This window comes from Oleiharenicola lentus, assembly GCF_004118375.1.
GTDB lineage: Bacteria > Verrucomicrobiota > Verrucomicrobiia > Opitutales > Opitutaceae > Lacunisphaera > Lacunisphaera lenta.
On the sequence record NZ_SDHX01000001.1, the window covers coordinates 1,544,932 to 1,562,426 of the forward strand.

At 64.7% G+C, this 17,495-nt stretch carries 12 protein-coding genes; all 12 read left to right on the plus strand.

The features are described from left to right. Positions 1-57: 57 nt before the first annotated feature. On the plus strand, positions 58-735 hold the full coding sequence (gene trmD, locus ESB00_RS06465) for a tRNA (guanosine(37)-N1)-methyltransferase TrmD (protein WP_129046896.1): 678 nt from the start codon (positions 58-60) through the stop codon (positions 733-735). Then, the gene (gene rplS / locus ESB00_RS06470) at positions 732-1,097 is read left to right on the plus strand and encodes a 50S ribosomal protein L19 (protein ID WP_129046897.1); all 366 of its coding nucleotides are present in this window, start codon (positions 732-734) and stop codon (positions 1,095-1,097) included. The genes trmD and rplS overlap by 4 nt, the downstream gene beginning before the upstream one ends. Positions 1,098-1,245: 148 nt before the next feature. Further along, on the plus strand, positions 1,246-3,234 hold the full coding sequence (tkt, locus tag ESB00_RS06475) for a transketolase (protein WP_129046898.1): 1,989 nt from the start codon (positions 1,246-1,248) through the stop codon (positions 3,232-3,234). A gap of 154 nt (positions 3,235-3,388) precedes the next feature. After that, the gene (locus ESB00_RS06480; RefSeq protein WP_129046899.1) at positions 3,389-3,973 is read left to right on the plus strand and encodes a MarR family winged helix-turn-helix transcriptional regulator; all 585 of its coding nucleotides are present in this window, start codon (positions 3,389-3,391) and stop codon (positions 3,971-3,973) included. Positions 3,974-4,015: 42 nt separating this feature from the next. Beyond that, positions 4,016-5,137, plus strand: a complete 1,122-nt coding sequence (locus ESB00_RS06485) for an efflux RND transporter periplasmic adaptor subunit (RefSeq protein ID WP_129046900.1) — start codon at positions 4,016-4,018, stop codon at positions 5,135-5,137. A 102-nt stretch (positions 5,138-5,239) separates the two neighbouring features. Beyond that, entirely contained in the window at positions 5,240-8,344 is a 3,105-nt protein-coding gene (locus tag ESB00_RS06490) for an efflux RND transporter permease subunit (RefSeq protein WP_129046901.1), read from the plus strand. Positions 8,345-8,371: 27 nt separating this feature from the next. Continuing rightward, the gene (locus tag ESB00_RS06495; protein WP_164976074.1) at positions 8,372-9,727 is read left to right on the plus strand and encodes a TolC family protein; all 1,356 of its coding nucleotides are present in this window, start codon (positions 8,372-8,374) and stop codon (positions 9,725-9,727) included. Positions 9,728-9,823: 96 nt separating this feature from the next. After that, complete coding sequence (locus ESB00_RS06500) at positions 9,824-13,369, plus strand: AsmA family protein (RefSeq protein ID WP_129046903.1); 3,546 nt, start codon at positions 9,824-9,826, stop codon at positions 13,367-13,369. A 59-nt stretch (positions 13,370-13,428) separates the two neighbouring features. Continuing rightward, on the plus strand, positions 13,429-14,418 hold the full coding sequence (locus ESB00_RS06505; RefSeq protein WP_129046904.1) for an aldo/keto reductase: 990 nt from the start codon (positions 13,429-13,431) through the stop codon (positions 14,416-14,418). Between the two features lie 140 nt (positions 14,419-14,558). Beyond that, entirely contained in the window at positions 14,559-15,365 is an 807-nt protein-coding gene (locus tag ESB00_RS06510) for an ABC transporter permease (RefSeq protein ID WP_129046905.1), read from the plus strand. Between the two features lie 25 nt (positions 15,366-15,390). Further along, positions 15,391-16,413: a polyamine ABC transporter substrate-binding protein gene (locus tag ESB00_RS06515; protein ID WP_129046906.1), complete on the plus strand. Its 1,023-nt coding sequence runs from the start codon at positions 15,391-15,393 to the stop codon at positions 16,411-16,413. Positions 16,414-16,493: 80 nt separating this feature from the next. After that, complete coding sequence (locus ESB00_RS06520) at positions 16,494-17,375, plus strand: ABC transporter permease (RefSeq protein ID WP_129046907.1); 882 nt, start codon at positions 16,494-16,496, stop codon at positions 17,373-17,375. Positions 17,376-17,495 lie beyond the last annotated feature (120 nt).

Sequence of the window (17,495 nt, forward strand, 5' to 3'; positions counted from 1 at the left end):
GTCCTGATTTCCCGAGGTTCGGCTCGCGCCGGACCTTTTTTATTGGAAACTCGCCCCGTGCGCATCGACGTTCTCACGCTGTTTCCCGCCATGCTCGACGGCTTCCTCTCCGAGAGCATGCTCGGCCGGGCGCGTGAGGCGAAATTGCTCGAGATCAACGTCCGCAACACCCGCGACTGGGCGACCGACAAGCACAAGACGACCGACGACCGTCCGTTCGGGGGTGGGGCGGGGATGCTGATGAAGTGCGAGCCGCTGTTCGCGGCGGTCGAGGAACTCCAGACGCCGGGTTGCCGTCGCATCTACCTGACCCCAGACGGGGCGCCTTTTACAACCGCCAAGGCCGAGGAGCTGTCGAAGCAGCAACACCTTATCTTTGTCAGCGGCCACTATGAGGGCATCGACCAGCGCGTCCGCGACGCGATCATCGATGAGGAGATCAGCATCGGCGATTACGTGCTCACCAACGGCACGCTGGCCGCCGCCGTGGTCATTGATGCGCTGGCGCGTTTCATTCCCGGCGTGCTCGGAGAAGAAAAGTCGTTGACCAGCGAAAGTTTCACCCGCAACTTGCTCGACTTTCCCAATTACACGCGTCCCGCCGTTTACCGCGGCATGTCCGTGCCGGAAGTGCTCCTTCAGGGCGACCACGGCAAAATCGAGAAGTGGCGGCACGCGCAGCAGTTGGCAAAAACAGCGAAAATTCGACCCGATTTACTCAACAAACAGCCATGAACCAGATCATCAAAGACATCACCGCCGCTCAGGTGAAAACCGCCGCCGCCCCCTTCAAGGTGGGCGATGGTGTCCGCGTGCACACGAAGGTGCGCGAAGGTGACAAGGAGCGCACCCAGATCTTCGCCGGTGTCGTCATCGCCCACAAAGGCAGCGGTATCCACGAGACCTTTACCGTCCGCCGCATCAGCTACGGCGAGGGCGTCGAGCGCGTGTTCCCCGTCAACTCGCCCAACGTCGAGAAGATCGAGGTCGAGAAGGAGTCCGAGCCGGGCAAGGCCCGCCTCTACTACCTCCGCGACCGCTCCGGCAAGGCCGCCATGGCCGTCAAAGAAAAGCGTCTCGAGGATACGAGGGCCTGAGCATTGCAGCAATGAACCTATCAAGCGAACCCACCGGGTTCGCTTTTTTTATGTCCGCCTCCCTGCGCTAACTTGTGACGCAAATTCGGCTTTGCAGCGACGGCGCTGCGCCCGTTTACTCAGAACTCCACTCCCACCTGCGACTTTCATGAAACTGAACCCTGAGATTCTCTCCCAAGCTGCCAACCAGGCCCGCGGCCTCGCCATCGACGCCGTGCACAAGTGCTCCTCCGGCCACCTCGGCCTGCCGCTCGGCGCCGCCGAGATCGGCGCCGTCCTCTACGGCCACGCGCTGGTCCACAACCCCGACGAACCCCGCTGGCTCAACCGCGACCGCTTCGTGCTCTCCGCCGGCCACGGCTCCATGTTCCTCTACAGCTGGCTCCACCTGAGCGGCTACGACCTCTCCCTCGACGAGGTGAAGAACTTCCGCGTCCTCCACAGCAAGACCCCCGGCCACCCGGAGTTCCACGAGACGCCCGGTGTCGAGTGCACCACCGGCCCGCTCGGTCAGGGTATCGGCAACGCCGTCGGTTTCGCCCTCTCCGGCAAGATGGCCGAGGCGCGCTTCAACACCGCCGAGCACGCCATCTTCGACCACCATGTGGTCTGCCTCGCCGGTGACGGCTGCATGCAGGAAGGCGTCGCGATGGAAGCCATCGCCTTCGCGGGCCACCAGGGCCTCGACAACCTGATCCTCATCTACGACGCCAACGACGTTACCCTCGACGCCATGGCCGACAAGACCCAGAGCGAGAACGTCGCCGTGCGCTTCAAGTCCATCGGTTGGGACGTGCAGACGCTCGCCGACGGCCACGATCTCGCCGCCATTTCCAAGGCGATCAACAAGGCCAAGAAGACCAAGACCGGCAAGCCGCAGCTCATCATCGCCAAGACCATCATCGGCAAGGGCATTCCCGAGGTGCAGGGCACCTCGAAGGGCCACGGCGAGGGCGGCGCGAAGTTCTCCGAGGGCGCCCGCAAGGGCCTCGGTCTCCCCGCCGAGCACTTCTATGTCAGCCCCGAGGTGCGCGAGTATTTCAAGGCGCACAAGACCCGCCTGAAGCGTGCCTATGGCAAGTGGCGCAAGACCTACGAGGCCTGGCGCGCCGCGAACCCGGAAAAGGCCGCGCTGCTCGACTCGCGCAACGACAAGCTCAACGCCGCCGACCTGCTGGCCAAGATCCCGGCCTTTGCCGCCGATGCCAAGCTCGCCACCCGTGCCGCGGGCAAGGACGTGCTCCAGCCCGTCGCCGCCGCGCTGCCGCTGCTCATCTCCGGTTCCGCCGACCTTCACGGCTCGACGCTCAACTACATCGCCTCCGACAAGGATTTCGACAAGGCCAACCGCGCCGGCCGCAACCTGCGCTACGGCATCCGCGAGCACGGCATGGCCGCCATCAACAACGGCGTGGCCTACGACGGCATCTTCCGCACCTCGTGCGCGACGTTCCTCGTGTTCGCCGACTACTCGCGTCCCTCGATGCGTCTTGCCGCGCTCTCGAAGCTGCCGGTCATCTACATCTACACGCACGACTCGATCGGTGTTGGTGAGGACGGCCCCACGCACCAGCCGGTCGAGACCGTCACCGGCCTGCGCATCATCCCGAACCTCGATGTCATCCGCCCGGCCGACCCCGAGGAAACCGCCGGCGCCTTCGCCGCTGCCCTCGAGCGGCAGGATGGACCGACGCTCCTCTCGCTCACCCGCCAGGCCGTGCCGATGCTCAATGAGATTCCGGCCGCCGAGCGCCGCAACGGTGTGCTCAAGGGCGCCTACATCGCCGTGAAAGAAACCGCACCGCTCACCCACATCCTGCTCTCCGCCGGTTCCGAGCTCCAGTGGGCCGTGGCTGCCGCCAAGCAGTTGGGTGGGGGAGTTCGCGTGGTCTCCGTGCCGTCCTTCCTGCGCTTTGATGCCCAGCCCAAGGACTACAAGGAGTCGGTCCTCCCGTCCTCGTGCCGCAAGCGCGTGGCCATCGAGGCGGGCGTCACCGGCCTTTGGAGTAAATATGTCGGCCTCGATGGCAAGGTCATCGGCATCGATCGTTTCGGCCTCAGTGCCCCGGGTAACATCGCCATGAAGGAACTCGGCATCACGACCGAGGCCGTGGTCGCCGCCGCCCAGGCGCTTTGAGCCACATGGTGGCGTTAAGCTTCACAGCCGGCCATTAGGCCGGCTGTTTTGCTTCGGTTGTAGGACAACTGTCACGGAATGTTACAAAACTCTGCTTGCGGAATTGATTAGGAGGCTAACTGTCAGCCTCCTTATATTCAGGGTCCGTCCTATCATGCCGCATCTGCTTCTCAAAGATCTGCCACGCTACGAGTGCCTTCTCGAGGCCGCCCGGGAGTTTCCGGATCTCGATCCTTCCGCAGCGGAGGCCTTCCTCCACTTGCTCCGCACCGGCGACGAGGTGTTTGCGATGACTGAGCGCAACCTCACGGATCATAGCATTTCCCACGGGCGTTTTGGGGTGCTGATGCTGCTCTGGCGCAGCACCCAGCCGCGGGCGGCCAAGCTGATGGGGGCCGAGGACTGCACCTGCGGCGGTCCGCGCACGCCGGCCGAGCTGGCCGAGGCCGCCGGCGTCACCCGCGCGACCATGACCGGGCTGATCGACACGCTCGAGCGCGACGGTTTCGTCAAGCGAGAGCCCGATCCCGACGACCGCCGCATGATGTCGGTGCGGCTGACCCCGAAGGGTGACCGCTTCCTCAATGATTTCCTGCCGGGCCACTTCAAGGTCATCGCCGAGGTGTTGTCCCCGCTGAGTGAAAACGAGCGCAAATCCCTCGTGCGCATCCTCACCAAGGTGCAGGCCCACATCGCCGTTCTGCGCGTCGAAAACGCCGCCCAACCAGCCGTCTCCTGACTTTTCCTTTAATCCACGCCATCCCCGACCCACGCCCAAGTTATGTTTAAGAAATTCCTCATCGCCATTGCCGGTTTCATCGTCGTCGTGCTCACGCTCGGCGCGGTGAAGGCGGCCCAGATCCAGAAGATGATGTCCGTCTCCCATGTGCCGCCGCCGAGTGCCGTGACCACGGCCGAGGCCCAGGCGGTGCAGTGGCACTCCTACCTCAACGCGATCGGCACGTTGGCTCCTGTCCAGGGCGTGACCCTGGCGGCGGACGCCGACGGCACGATCACCCGCATCGTGGCCGACAGCGGCACCGCCGTGAAGGCCGGTGACCTCCTGGTCGAGATCGACACCAGCGTCGAGACCGCCCAGCTCGCCGCTTCCCGCGCGCGCGCCGAGCTCTCCCGCATCAATTTCGAGCGCGCCAAGGAACTCTGGGACCGCAACGCCACCTCCAAGTCCGACTTCGATCTGGCTGACGCCACGCTCAAGCAGTCCCTCGCCGAGGTCGCCGCCATCGAGGCCCAGATCGGCAAGAAACAGGTGCGCGCGCCCTTTGACGGCCGTGTCGGCATCCGCCTGATCAATGTCGGCCAGTATGTGGCCCGCGGCCGCGCCTTGCTGCCCCTGCAGAAGCTCGATCCCATCTACGTCAACTTCAGCGTCCCGCAGCGCCAGCTGCCGGACCTCGCCCGGGGCCAGGAGGTTGGCATCCGCGTGGATGCCTTTGCCGACCGGACCTTCAAGGGCACCATCACCGCCATCAACTCGGAGGTTGATGCCGCCACGCGCAACATTTCTGTCCAGGCCACGCTCGCGAATCCCGACGAGGTCCTGCGCGCCGGCATGTTTGCCCGCGTCGAGGTGCAGAAGAGTGCGGCCGAGACCCAGGTCGTCGTGCCCGCCACCTCCATCGCCTATGCCTCTTACGGCAACTCCGTGTTTATCGTCGAGAAGATGAAGGGCGAGGACGGCAAGGAATACCTCGGCGTCCGCCAGCAGTTCGTGAAGCTCGGCGCCACTCGCGGCGACCTCGTCGCCCTCACCGAGGGCGTAAAACCCGGCGAACAGGTCGTGACCTCCGGCGTTTTCAAGCTCCGCAACGGCGCGCCGGTGCAGGTCAACAACGTCGTGCAGCCCACCAGCAGCGCGACCCCGCAGCCCGCCAACACCTAAAAAGACCACGGACCATCGACCCTAGACTGGTGACTGGCAAAAGCCTTCGGCCGTCTGCCCCGTCCCTGGTCTGTAGTCCTTAGTCTCTTCCCTTTTCCTCCCATGTTATCCAAGAGTTTCACCGACCTCTTCATCCGGAAGCCGGTCATCGCGCTGGTCGTCAACATCGTCATCCTGGTCGTTGGCGTCGTCTCGTATTTTCAGCTCAACACCCGGCAGTATCCGCGCAGTGACAGCGCGGTGGTCAATGTCACCACGGTCTATTTCGGCGCCAGCGCCGACACCGTGCGCGGCTACATCACCACCCAGTTGGAGCGCGCCATCGCCAGTGCCGACGGCATCAACTACATCGAGTCCACCAGCAGCGCCGGGCTCAGTGCTATCCGCGTTTACCTGCGGCTGAACTACGACACCAACGCGGCGCTTGCGCAGATCAGCGCCAAGATCGACCAGGTGCGCAACGAGCTCCCGCCCGAGTCCGAGTCGCCCACCATCAGTGTCGAGACCGCCGACAACGAATTCGCCTCCATGTATCTGAGTTTCTACTCGGAGGAATTGGACCAGAACCAGATCACCGACTACCTGAACCGCATGGTCCAGCCGCGCCTCGCCGCGGTGAAGGGCGTGCAGAAGGCCGAGCTGCTCGGCGGTCGCGTGTTCGCGATGCGCATCTGGCTCAAGCCTGACGAACTGGCGGCCCACGGTCTCAGCCCCTCCGAGGTTCGGCAGGCGCTTTCCGCCAACAACGCCCTCGCCGCCGTCGGCGCCACCAAGGGCTCGATGCTGAGCGTCAGCCTCGTGGCCAACACCGATCTCAAGAACGTCGAGCAGTTCCGCCAAATGGTCGTGGCCGAACGCAACGGCACCATCATCCGCCTCGAGGATGTGGCCGATGTGGTGCTCGGCGCCGAGAGCTACGACGAGGAGGTCCGCTTCGGCGGCCAGACCGCCACCTTCATGGGCATCTGGGTGCTGCCCAGTGAAAGCACCGTCGAGGTCATCCAGCGCGTGCGGGACACCTTCCCCGAGGTTCAGGCCAGCCTGCCCGCCGGCCTGAACGGCACCATCGCCTATGACGCCAGCAAATACATCGAGGACGCGCTCAGCGAGATCGTGAAAACCCTCACGGAAACCCTGCTCATCGTCACCGTGGTGATTTTCCTCTTCATGGGTTCGCTGCGCTCGGTGTTCATCCCGATCGTGGCCATGCCGTTGTCACTGGTCGGTGCGATGGCGCTGATGTTGATCTTCGGGTTCACCATCAACCTCCTGACCCTTTTGGCGATCGTGCTCGCGGTCGGTATCGTGGTGGACGACGCCATCGTGGTCGTGGAAAACGTGGAGCGCCACATCCGCGAGGGTCTCACCCCGGTCGATGCCGCCATCCAGGGCGCGCGCGAACTGGTCGGACCGGTCATCTCGATGACCATCACGCTGGCCGCCGTTTATGCCCCCATCGCCTTCCAGGGCGGCCTGACTGGCGCGCTCTTCCGTGAGTTCGCCATGACGCTCGCCGGCGCCGTCGCCGTCTCGGGCTTTGTCGCCCTCACGCTCTCGCCCATGATGAGCGCCTATATGCTCAAGGGCGGCGACGCCGAGGAAAAGGGCCTGACCGGCACCATCAACCACTTCTTCGACCGCGTCCGCAACCGTTACGAGAGAATGATCGGTGCCAGCCTTGGTTGGGTTCCGGTCACCCTCACGGCTGCCTTCCTGTTCTCGTTGCTGCTCGTGCCGTTCTTCATGCTGGCCCAGAAGGAACTGGCTCCCAAGGAGGACCAAGGCGTGGTTTTCAGCCTCATGATCCCGTCGCCCACGGCGACCATCGACCAGAACGTCATCTACGCGAAGGAAGTGCAAAAGATGTTCGAGGCCGTGCCGGAATATGAGCAGTCGTTCCAGATCACCGGCGCCCGCTTCGGCTTCTCCGGCATTCTGCTGAAGCCCTGGTCCGAGCGCACGCGCAGTTCGCTGGAGATTGAGCAGGCGCTGCAGGCTCCCGCCGCCGCCATCCCCGGCATCAACGTCGTGATCAACTCGCCCGATCCGTTGCCCTCGGGCGGCTCGATGCCCATCGATTTCGTCGTGCGCTCCACCGCCGACCACAAGGAGATGGAGGAGATTGCGCAGAAACTCGTGCTCTTCGCCAACGGCGAGGCCAACGCCGGCGGCGGCGCCCCGACCTTCTACTTCGCCGACACCGATCTCCGCTTCGACCTGCCGCAGGTCGAGATCGAGATCGACAAGGACAAGGTTGCCGCAATGGGCCTGAACCTCACCGACGTGGCCCGTGATCTCGGCTCCATGCTGGGCGGCGGCTATGTGAACCGGTTTGTCAACGACGGCCGCAGCTATCGCGTCATCCCGCAGGTCGAGCGCGGCCAGCGCCTCAACGCCGAGCAGTTGCTCGACTACCACATCCGCGGCCCGCAGGGCCAGTTGATCCCGCTCTCCACCATCGCGACGCTCAAGGAGACGGTGCAGCCCCGCACGCTGAACCGCTTCCAGCAGCTGAACTCGATCAAGATCCAGGGGGTGGGCCCGAGCTTGGACACCGCGCTCAAGAAACTTGAGGCCAAGGCCAAGGAAATCCTGCCCGCCGGCTACTCGATCGACTACGGCGGCCAGTCACGCCAGCTTCGCTATGAGGGTGCAGCCCTCTGGTCGGCCGGCGCGCTCGCCCTGGTACTGATCTTCCTGGTGCTCGCGGCGCAGTTTAACAGCTTCCGTGACCCGCTCATCATTCTGTTCGGCTCGGTACCGCTGGCCCTGGTCGGTGCGATGTTGCCGATCTTCCTCTGGCAGACGTCGCTCAACATCTATTCGCAGATCGGTCTGATCACCCTCGTTGGCCTCATCGCCAAGAACGGCATCCTGATCGTGGAGTTTGCCAACAGCCTCCAGGAACAGGGCATCGCCAAGCGCGAGGCCATCCGCCGCGCCGCCGCCACCCGCCTGCGGCCGGTGCTCATGACCTCCGCGGCCACGGTGTTCGGTCACATCATGCTGATCTTCGTCAATGGTCCCGGTGCCGCCGCCCGCAACAGCATCGGCTGGGTCCTGGTCGTCGGCATGGCCGTCGGCACGCTCTTCACCCTCTACGTGGTGCCGGCCTTCTACATGCTCATCGCCAAGGATCACGCCGGCGCTCAAGTGCCCGCCGCCCCGCCGGCGCCGGTTCCCGCCGAGCCGGTCCTTGCCAAATAATCCTGTCCCGTTTCCATGAATCCTTTCATGCGCCCGTCCAAACTCCTCCTCGTGGTGGCGAGCCTGCTCGTCTCCCTCCCGGCCGTCGCCCAGCTCAATGACGGCAAACCCGACCCGGACTTCACCGTCCCGGAGCGCCTCGACCTGAACTACGCGCTGGCCTATGCGCTGGATAACAACTTCGCCATCCGCCAGGCCAAGGAGCGCATCCGCCAGCAGGAAGGGATCGTGCTCGACGTCCGCTCCAACCAGCTGCCCGGCGTCACGGCGAGTGCGGGCGTGCAGCGTAATTCCGACGATGTCTCCTCCAACGGTCGCAACGAGGCCTGGTCCGTGGACATCACCGCCCGCCAGGTCATCTACGCCGGCGGCAGCGTCACCGCGAGCATCAAGGGCCAGCAGCTGGCGCTCGATGCCGCCGTGCTTTCGCTCCGGGCCGTCATCAACGACGCCCTGCTCGGAGTGCGCACGCAGTTCTACACGGTGCTGCTCAATCGCGAGCGCATCAAGGTGCAGGAACAAAACATCGAGCTCCTTCAACGCCAGCTCCAGGACGTGAAGAACCGCTACGAGGCAGGCACGGTCTCCAACTTCGAGGTCCTCCGCGCCGAGGTCGCCCTGGCCAACGCCCAGCCCGCCCTGATCATCGCGCGCAACGACTACCGTATCGCCATCGAGGAGCTGCGCCAAGCCATGGGTTATGTGGCGGCCAGCGACAACAACGTGACCAAGGTACCGGACTTCCTCGGCACGTTGGACTTCAATCCGAGCAGCTTTGAGCTGCGGTCGGCTCTCGTCACCGCCCGCGAGCAGCGCCCTGACCTGAAGCGCCTTGCCAAGCTGACCGACGCTTCCGAGCAGAATGTCACCGCCAGCCGCGCCGGCCGCCTGCCGAACGTCTCGGCCTTCGGGTCCTACGACTGGCGCCAGGCGCCGCTCGCGAGCAACCGCTCGTCTCTCGACGGCTGGACCGTTGGCGTGCAGTCGAGCTGGGATATCTTTGACGGTCGGTCCACCGCCGGCCGGGTGGCTCAGGCCCGGTCGATCTTGGAACAAAACCGCCTGGCCCTGGCGGAGGCCCAGCTGGGCGTCGAGGTCGAGGTCCGCCGGGCCATCTCGTCGCTTCAGGAATCAACCGAGCTGGCCGAGGCCTCCAAGAAGGTGGTCGAACAGGCCGAGGAAGCCGTTCGTTTGGCCAATGCCCGCTACTCCGCCGGCACTGCCACCCAGCTCGATGTGCTGACCTCGCAGGTCGATCTCACGACCGCCCGGCTCAACCAGCTCCAAGCCTACTATCGTTACAACATCGCCGTCGCGTCCGTCCGCAACGCCATGGGCTTGTCCGACGAGTCTCTTCCCGCCGGCGAGCTCAAGTATCCCTGACCCGCTTTGCCGCGCGAACCGGGCCGCCTCCGGGCGGCCCTTTTTCTTCGCGCCTCGGGCAACTTTGGCCACGCTCAAGTGTCGTAAGCGCATCGCATGAAGCCTGTTCGAGTTCTGCTGGTTTTGTCAGGAGTGGTGCTGGGGTTCTCCGCCTTGGCAGTGGGGTTGGCGCTGACCCCTGCGGTCCAGCGTTGGGCCGTGTTGCGCGCCTTGCAGGACCGGCCGGAACTCAAGGTGGAGCTCGCCACGGTTTCGGCCGGATTTTCCGGCGCCACGGTCACCGGCTTCAAGGCGGTGCACCAAGGCTTGCCCGTCCGCTTCGAGCGACTGGAGGCGGACTTTTCACCGTTGGCCTACCTCTTGGGCGGGCACCTGCGCATCAGCCGGCTCACGGTCACGGGTCTGGAGGTGGATGCCAGCGGTGTTTCCCGGACCAAGGCTGAGGCCGCCGCCGCTGGCGCGCCCGCGGCTGCGCCGGGTCTGTTGGCCCGGGTGCAGCTGCCCTTTGATCTCACGCTGGGCGATATCCGGGTTGAGGGACGCGCCTTGCTCCCGGCCGACCCTGGGCAGGCGCCTGTGGAAGCGACCTACACGATCACCGGCGGCAAGTTCTCCGCCGGACAGGAAGGCCAGCTGCAGCTCGATGCGCGGCTGCGTCACCCTTCGGCCAAGGCCGGCGTCAATTCGCTGCAGGCCCAGGCCGCGCTGCGCGCCACGCTCACCCCGCAGCGGCGTTTTACGAAGGTCGGCCTGACGACCCTCGTGGACGCCGAGGGCCCCGCGCTCACGGGCACCAGCCAGCTCAAGGTCGGCGCCGAGGTTTACCAATCCTCCACCGGTGAAAACTACGAGGTGACGGTGAGCACGCTGCTCCAGGGGCAGGCGGAAAACGCGCTGATCGTCCGCGCCCTGTTGCCGGCGGGCACGCAGCGCTACGAAGGGGAGTGGGCGCTCAAGGCCCGCACCGCCCAGCTGGAGCCATTCGCGTTGGGCAGCAAGTTGCCCGATTTCGACGCCACGGGTGACGGTCGTTTTGCGTTCGACGCCTCGAGCTTTAACTTTGGCCTGGAAGGCGAGTTGCAGGGCCGCGTAAGCCAGCTGGAAATTTTGGACCCGGCTTGGCGCGCCTTCGGCAACTTGAAGGTCGCGGCCGATTTCGACGTCAGCCAGCAGGGCGGGGTGGTGGAGGTCAGGCGTTTCAAGGCTTCGCTGTCCGGTCAGCAGCCCGTTCTGCAAATTCACAACACGGCGTCGCTGCGCTTCAATCTGGCCAATCGGGAACTGCTCACCAACGGCGCGGGCACCGATGCGCTCCTCAGCCTCAACCTGCAGGGACTCCCTCTCGCCTGGGTGCGCACCTTTGTCCGTCCGGTGGACATCTCCGGCGGGGTGGTGACGGGCAAGCTGGACCTGCTGCGTTCCACGGCCGGGGCGACCGAGTCCACCTTGCGCGGCGAACTGCGCGTCAATGAAATCACCGTGGTCCGTGACGGCCGCGCTTGGCTGGACAAGGCGGCGCTGGAAACCCGCATCGAATCCACCCTGACGGCCGGGAACGTCAACGTGCCGCGGCTGGAACTGGCCCTGCGCACGCCAACAGGGGACGAATTTGCCTTCACCGGTCGCGTGTCCGTCTTGGCCGGCGCGGATGCTCCTGTCGCCATCGGCGGCAATTTCAGCCTGCAGACGCCCAAGCTGCTTGAAACCTGGCTCCCCGGTGCACCGGTCTCGGCGAAGGGCGAGATCGGCCTGAGCTTGCGCGGCAATCTGGCCGAGGTGCAGCCCGGCCGGATCGAGGTCCGCCAAGGCCCTGGTCGTGCCCTCCTCGACGCGACGATTGCCCAGTCGTTCAAGCTGGATCTGACCACCCATGCGCTGCAACCGCAGGAACCGGCTCGCCCGGTCGCGCGCCTGCTCGTCGGGCGGTTGCCCCTGGCGGCGTTCGGACTGACCCAACCCGGGGCGGTTCTCGGCGGCGCGGTGCAACAAGGCGACTTTGAGATCGGCGTCAGCGAGGGCCGGATCGTTGCTCGTCCGCTCGCACCGTTCCGCGTGACGGAAATTTCCCTGACGCAAAACCGTCAGACCATGCTGACCGCGCTCGCGCTCGACGCGCAGCCGGTGGTGGAATATCTTGGCCCGGGCAATCTGGCGGTGCGCTCGGGTGAGACTGTCATCCGGGGCGCGCAAGGCCCGCTGGTGACGCTGAAAACCGAGGTGGTGCAGTCCCCGGGCCGCGACACCCAGGCGATGGCGACTTTCAACCTCGAGGTTCCGGCCCTGGTGGCGCAACCGTTGTTCGCCGGCGCCCAGGCGGTGAATGCCGGCCGGGCCAGCGGCGAGGTCCGCGCCGCCCTGGGTTCGCACAGCCAGATCGAGGCGCGCGTCACCTTGAACGGTCTCACCCTTGCCGATAGCGGACAAATTCTGCCGGTTGCCAACCTGGGCTTTCGGGGCGAAGTCCATGAAAACGGCGCGGTCGCGATCCAGGCCCCGCTGCTGCTCGACAATGCCGGCCGCCGCTCCGACCTGAATTTCGCCCTGGAACTCTCGCCGCTCGGCCGCGGCTATTCCGTGGACGGACGGGTCACCGGCCAGCAGGTCGAGTTGGAAGACCTGCTCGGGGTGCTGGCGGTGTTTTCCTCCGTGGCGGCGCCCGACTCCGGCGACAAACCGGCGCTGAACGGCACGATCCCCCCGGATACCGTCGCGGCGTGGTCTCGCTTCAGCGGACGCCTCGCACTCGACGTGAAGGCCGTCACCCGCGGCCAGGATTGGGCAATGACCGGTCTGACCGGTGATGTCGCCATCGAGCCCACGTTGCTGAACCTCCAGAAGCTCGAGGCCGCCTTCAGCGAAAAGAGCCGTCTGACGGCGAAGATGGAGCTGCGGTTCACCGGCGGTCCCATGCCCTACCGGTTGAACGGCGACTACGCGCTGAACGAATTCGACGCCGGCAAACTTTTCCGCGCGCTCGAAGCCACGAAGGCCCCCACGGTGGAAGGACTGTTTGATGTGACCGGCCGATTTGCGGGGAGCGGCGAAAACCCTTCCCGGGCCCTCGACCGGGTGCAGGGCGAGTTCCGCTTCACGAGCCGGCAGGGCATTTTCCGCGGCCTGCAGCGCTCCGCCGGCAAACTTTCGATGAGCTCGAAGGCGGTGGAGTTTGGCGCTTCCGTGCTGGGCTCGATCCTCGGTTCCGACAAGGCCGTGAAAACCGCCGAGAAAGTCGCCGGGCAGGCCTACTTCGTCGACCAGCTCGCGCAGAGCATCGGCGAGTTCAACTACGACCTGCTCAGCGTGAAACTCTCGCGCGACGAGCTGCTCAACATGAATCTCGAGGACATCAGCCTGGTCTCGCCGGAGATCCGGCTCAACGGCCGGGGCAGCGTGAGCTACGTGACCGGTCAGCCCCTGTTGGAGCAGCCGCTGAGCGCTTCGCTCAGCATCGCCACCCGCGGCAAGGTCGAGCAGCTCTTCGACAAGCTCCGGCTGCTTGATTCGACCAAGGACGAACTCGGCTACAGCCGGAGCAAGGAGACCGTCAGCATCGGCGGCAGCCTCGCGAAGCCGGATGCGAGTGCCTTTTTCACGCGCATGGCCACGTCGAAGATCGCCGATTTTCTCGACATGGAAAACTGAGTCCGCTGTTAGAGCGGTTTCGTCTTTGCGAAGAGGGAGCGGTGGGCAAGTGTGCCGGCATGAACACACGCATATTCGGCAAGACGGGCAGGGTGGTGGGGGAGGTTGGTCTCGGCTGCTGGCAAATCGGTGGCAACTGGGGTGAGGTGTCCGACGACACCGCCCTGGCCGTCCTCCGCACGGCCTACGAGCAGGGCACGACCTTTTTCGACACCGCCGACGTCTACGGTGGCGGCCGCAGCGAGACGCTCATCGGGAAATTTCTGAAGGAAACCAAGGCGCGCGACCGGCTGTTCATCGCCACCAAGCTCGGTCGCCGTGGCGATCCGGGCTGGCCGGCGAACTTCTCGCGCGAGGTCATCCGGAAACACACGGAGGATTCGCTGAAGAATCTGGGAATCGATGCGCTCGACCTGACCCAGTTCCATTGCATCCCGCCCGAGGTGCTCAGGCGCGGCGAGGTCTTCGGCTGGCTTGAGGAGCTGAAGCGCGAGGGCAAGATCAAGGCTTATGGTGCCAGCGTCGAAGCGATGGACGAGGCGCTGTGGTGCTGCGCCCAGCCGGGCTGTGCCTCGCTCCAGATTATCTTCAGCATCTTCCGGCAGAAACCGATTCATGCGCTCTTCGACACGGCCCGGGCCAATGGCGTCGCGCTCATCGTGCGTCTGCCGCTCGCCAGCGGCCTGCTCAGCGGCCGCATGACGAAGGCCACGACGTTCCCGGCCGACGACCACCGCAACTTCAACCGCGATGGCGCGGCATTCAACGTCGGCGAAACTTTCGCCGGTCTGCCCTTTGCGAAGGGCGTCGAGCTGGCCGACGCGCTCAAGGCACAGGTGCCCGCCGGCCTGACCCTGGCGGAGATGGCACTGCGCTGGTGCCTCGATTTCGAGGCGGTAAGTGTGATCATCCCGGGCGCGAAAAATCCCGAACAGGCCCGCGCCAACGTCCGCGCCAGCACCCTCGCGCCGCTCGGCGCCACCAAGCACGTCCAACTCGCCGCCTTCTACGAGCGTCACGTCGCGGCCCAGATCCGGGGTCCCTACTGAGGGAGGTAACAAGTGACAGGTGCCAAGTATCAAGAGGCTGTGCTTCCCGGTCTTGTCACTTGATCCTTGGACCTTGATACTTTCGGCGGAAGCTTGCCTCCGCCGTGACTTGGCATGATAAGCGCTGCCAGCTTTTTGCGATGCCCGCATCCCGTCCGCTCATTCCCTCCGGTCTGACCCTCCTCAATTGGTTCCTGCGTGGTTGGACGACGCTCGTGTTCGTGTTTCTCTACGTGCCGATCGCCGTGTTGGTGGTGTTTTCGTTCAATTCGTCGCGTCTGAACATCGTCTGGGAGAGCTTCACCTTCTCCTGGTATGAGCGGCTCGCGAGCAACACGCCGCTCATCCGCGCGGCGAAGAACAGCCTGATCATTGCCACGGCCACGACGATCCTGTCGGTCGTCATCGGCACGGCCGGCGCCTGGCTGCTGCACCGCTACCGCTTCCGGTTCTCCCGGGCGATCCAGACGCTCGTGGCCATCCCGATGGTCATGCCCGAGATCCTGCTCGGCATCAGCCTGCTCATCATGTTTGTGACCATCGGGCTGAACCTCGGCTTCGCCTCGGTCATCATCGGGCATGTGACTTTCAGCTTTCCGTTCGTGCTCGTGGCCGTGCAGGCGCGTTTGCAGGGCCTCGATTCCTCGCTGGAGGAGGCGGCCCTCGATCTCGGGGCGACGCCGCTCAAGGCCTTCTGGCTGGTCATCGTGCCCAGCCTGCGTCCGGCGATCATCGCGGGCGGACTCATGGCCTTTACGCTTTCGATGGACGAGCTGATCGTCACCGTCTTTGTGAAGTCCGCCGCCTCGGCCACGCTGCCGGTGAAGGTCTTCGACATGGCCCGCGTCGGTCTCAATCCCATGCTCAACGCGCTCTCGGCCATCTTCATCGTCGCCACGGTCGCCTTTGTGCTCTTTTCGGAATACCTCAAGAAACTCAGCCGCTGAACCCTCAACCCATCCCCCCACATCCATGAAATCGCTCAAGCAGCTCCTTCTCGCGCTCGCCGTCCTCACCGGCTCGCTCGGCCTGAATGCGGCCGAACTCAACCTCTTCGGCTGGTCCGAATATGTCCCGCAGGACGTGCTCGACGGCTTCACCAAGGAGACCGGCATCAAGGTCAACTTCGAGACCTATGCCTCCAACGAGGAGCTGCTCTCCAAGCTCGTGGCCGGCGGCGGCAACTACGACCTCATCCAGCCCTCCGAATACGCCGCGGAGCTGATGATCCGCCGCAAGATGCTTGCGCCCCTCAACAAGGCGAAGATTCCCAACCTCAAGAACGTCGCGCCCGAATTCAAGGGCCTCGCGCACGATCCCAAGGACGAGTTCACCGTGCCCTACATGTCCGGCACCGTCGGCATCGTGGTGAACACCGAAAAGGTCAAGGACCCCATTCGCGGCTACAAGGACGTGTTTCAGCCCAAGTTCAAGGATCGGCTCGTCGTGCTCGACGACAACCGCGAGATCGTGACCTGGGCCCTCTACACCGCCGGCCTGCCCGCCAACGAGATCAACTCGGCCAGCCTCGCCAAGGTCCGTCCCATCATCGCCCAGTGGGTCAAGCTCGTGAAGGTCTTCGACTCCGGCAGCCCGAAGACCGCCCTGATCAACGGTGACGTGGACATCGGCATCGTCTGGAGCGGCGAGGCCGCGCTCCTGTGGAATGAGGACAAGAAGTTCAAATACGTGCTGCCCGCGGAGGGCGCGCACCGTTTCATTGACATCTTCTGCATCCCGGCCGACGCCCCGCACAAGGACGCCGCCCACGCCTTCATCAACTACATCCTCCGCCCTGAGGTCTCAAAGATCATCTCCCGCGACTTCCCCTACACGAATCCCAACATTGAGGCGCGCAAGCTCCTCTCGCCCGAGGAACTCGCCAACCCGGCCAGCTACCCGGCCGGCCCGGCCAAGCTCGAGACCTTCCGCGACATCGGCAAGGCCGCGGCCGAAATCGACGAGCTGATGACCGACATCAAGAGCGCGCAGTGAAGAGCTTGGCCCTTGTAGTGGCGGCCTATGACCGCCGGTTTGCATACGGACGGCGGTCATAGACTGCCGCTACAGCCACCATGCACCCCGGCACCGCCCCCGCCATCGCAATCTCCGACCACACCCGCCCTGGGTGGAAGGCGTGGGCGTTGCTCGCTCCGATGGTGCTGTGGCTGGTCCTGTTCGTCGTCGTGCCGGGACTGATCCTGCTGGTTTACAGCTTCTGCGAGCGCGACGAAATCGGCGGGGTGGTGTTCACGTTCACCTGGGAAAACTACGAACGCGTTTTCGACCCGGTCTATCTGCGCATCTTTGGCCGTTCGGTTTGGTATGCTGCGCTGACCACTGCCATTTGCGCGGTCGTGGGCTACCCGGTGGCCTACTACATCGCCCGCGTGCCGGAGTCGCTGCGCAACCGGCTCCTGCTGCTCGTGATGGTGCCGTTCTGGACCAGCTTCCTCATCCGCACCTTCGCGTGGATCACCATCCTCAAGCAGGAGGGGCTGCTCAACAGTCTCGTGAAGGCGATGGGCGCGAGCATCGGGCCGTTCGATCTGCTCTACACGCCGACCGCCGTCGTCATCGGCCTCGTCTATGCCTACCTGCCGTTCATGATCCTGCCGATCTACGGCAGTGCCGAGAAGCTCGACAACTCGCTCATCGAGGCCGCCTACGACCTCGGGGCCAGTCCGGTGCGCGCGTTCTCCTCGGTGATCGTGCCGCTCACCATGCCGGGCATCGCGGCGGGCACGCTGCTGGTGTTCGTGCCGGCCATCGGCATGTTTGCGATCACCGACTTGATGGGTGGGGCCAAGGTGCCCATGATCGGCAACGTGATCCAGAACCAGTTCCTGCTCGCCCGCAACTGGCCCTTCGGGGCCGCGCTCGGCGTCGTTTTCATGCTCATGTTCATCGTCACCTACGTGATTCTCCAACGCCGCGGAACGCCGAAGGAAGCCTGATGAGGTGAAACCTGACCATGAATGCGAAACCTGAGGAGGTGAGGATGTGAAACCTGAGGATTGGATCCGAGGATTTGGAATCCTCACTCCCTCACCCCCTCAAATCCTCACCCCCTGATT

What these genes read in the sequence shown, in the direction of transcription:
- rplS (WP_129046897.1), top strand. Translation starts at nt 732, where the DNA reads ATGAACCAGATCATCAAAGACATCACCGCCGCTCAGGTGAAAACCGCC.
- tkt (WP_129046898.1), top strand. Translation starts at nt 1,246, where the DNA reads ATGAAACTGAACCCTGAGATTCTCTCCCAAGCTGCCAACCAGGCCCGC.
- ESB00_RS06480 (WP_129046899.1), top strand. Translation starts at nt 3,389, where the DNA reads ATGCCGCATCTGCTTCTCAAAGATCTGCCACGCTACGAGTGCCTTCTC.
- ESB00_RS06485 (WP_129046900.1), top strand. Translation starts at nt 4,016, where the DNA reads ATGTTTAAGAAATTCCTCATCGCCATTGCCGGTTTCATCGTCGTCGTG.
- ESB00_RS06490 (WP_129046901.1), top strand. Translation starts at nt 5,240, where the DNA reads ATGTTATCCAAGAGTTTCACCGACCTCTTCATCCGGAAGCCGGTCATC.
- ESB00_RS06495 (WP_164976074.1), top strand. Translation starts at nt 8,372, where the DNA reads ATGCGCCCGTCCAAACTCCTCCTCGTGGTGGCGAGCCTGCTCGTCTCC.
- ESB00_RS06500 (WP_129046903.1), top strand. Translation starts at nt 9,824, where the DNA reads ATGAAGCCTGTTCGAGTTCTGCTGGTTTTGTCAGGAGTGGTGCTGGGG.
- ESB00_RS06505 (WP_129046904.1), top strand. Translation starts at nt 13,429, where the DNA reads ATGAACACACGCATATTCGGCAAGACGGGCAGGGTGGTGGGGGAGGTT.
- ESB00_RS06510 (WP_129046905.1), top strand. Translation starts at nt 14,559, where the DNA reads ATGCCCGCATCCCGTCCGCTCATTCCCTCCGGTCTGACCCTCCTCAAT.
- ESB00_RS06515 (WP_129046906.1), top strand. Translation starts at nt 15,391, where the DNA reads ATGAAATCGCTCAAGCAGCTCCTTCTCGCGCTCGCCGTCCTCACCGGC.
- ESB00_RS06520 (WP_129046907.1), top strand. Translation starts at nt 16,494, where the DNA reads ATGCACCCCGGCACCGCCCCCGCCATCGCAATCTCCGACCACACCCGC.